Source organism: Chromohalobacter sp. 296-RDG, assembly GCF_029889885.1.
Taxonomy (GTDB): domain Bacteria; phylum Pseudomonadota; class Gammaproteobacteria; order Pseudomonadales; family Halomonadaceae; genus Chromohalobacter.
In genome coordinates this window covers 1-789 of record NZ_JARANY010000285.1, presented here as the reverse complement: position 1 = coordinate 789, position 789 = coordinate 1, and the positions used below count along the sequence as shown (strand labels likewise).

The 789-nt window shown below is 61.6% G+C and carries 1 protein-coding gene; it reads left to right on the top strand.

Annotated elements, in window-relative coordinates; all coding sequences use genetic code 11:
- Positions 1-756, top strand: a 756-nt coding sequence (locus OP495_RS18555) for a bifunctional allantoicase/(S)-ureidoglycine aminohydrolase (RefSeq protein WP_280571255.1), incomplete at its 5' end; no start/stop codon positions are given.
- Positions 757-789: the final 33 nt, after the last annotated feature.

Below are 789 nucleotides of genomic sequence, written 5' to 3'. Positions count from 1 at the left end.
GTGTTCACCGAGGCGTATGCGGTGATCCCGAAAGGCGTGATGAGCGATATCGTCACCAGTTTCCTGCCGCATTGGGAAAAGACGCGGTTGTGGATACTTTCGCGGCCGCTTTCCGGCTTCGCCGAGACCTTTTCACAGTACATCATGGAGGTTTCCCCTGGTGGCGGCAGCGAACGACCGGAACCGGATAGCGGTGCCGAGGGCGTGCTGTTCGTGGTCGAGGGTGAGATGACATTGACCCTCGACGGCCAGGTGCATGCGATGGCGCCGGGTGGTTACGCCTTTCTACCGCCGGGCGCTGACTGGCAATTGCGCAACGAGAGTGACGTACCGGTGCGCTTCCACTGGATTCGCAAGGCTTACGAGCGCGTCGAAGGGTTGGACGTGCCCGAGGCGTTCGTCACCAACGAGAACGATATCGCGCCGATCGCCATGCCGGACACCGATGGCAAATGGGCCACGACCCGTTTTGTCGACCCGCAGGACGTGCGCCACGACATGCACGTCAATATCGTCACCTTCCAGCCGGGTGGGGTGATCCCGTTCGACGAGACCCATGTCATGGAGCATGGGCTCTACGTGCTGGAGGGGCGCGCGGTCTACCATCTCAATCAGGAGTGGGTCGAGGTCGAGGCCGGCGACTACATGTGGCTGCGCGCGTTCTGTCCGCAGTCCTGCTACGCCGCCGGGCCGGGGCCGTTTCGCTATCTGCTCTACAAGGACGTGAATCGGCACATGAAGCTGCGCTTGAGCTGAGACAATACCCTCTGAGGAGAACGCATGCTCGAA